A 331-nucleotide genomic window follows, 5' to 3' on the forward strand; every position below is an offset into this window, starting at 1 on the left:
CCAGAACTGGCAGGAAGCGACGATGTTCGATTCCATCGTGCTGTCGACCGGCGGTCCGGAGTTCTACAAGAAGGCCTTCAACGACCTCGATGAAGAGTCGCTGAAGTCCGACACGATGAAGAAGTCCTTCGACAATCTGGCGACGATCGTCAAATATGTCGATCCGAACTTCTCCGGCCGCGACTGGAACCTCGCCACCGCCATGGTCATCAAGGGTGATGCGCTGGTGCAGGTGATGGGCGACTGGGCCAAGGGCGAATTCGTCGCCGCCAAGAAGACGCCGGATACCGACTTCCTGTGCTACCGCTTCCCCGGCACCGACGGCAGCGTG

Annotated in this window: 1 protein-coding gene; it reads left to right on the forward strand. The window is 59.8% G+C overall.

Going from position 1 to position 331, the window contains the following annotated elements:
* Positions 1-331 (forward strand): extracellular solute-binding protein (locus ACMUVN_RS33335; protein ID WP_414816061.1); only part of this gene is annotated, 331 nt, incomplete at both ends.

The organism is Rhizobium sp. IY2, assembly GCF_047532935.1.
In the GTDB taxonomy this organism is placed as follows: Bacteria; Pseudomonadota; Alphaproteobacteria; order Rhizobiales; family Rhizobiaceae; genus Rhizobium; species Rhizobium anhuiense.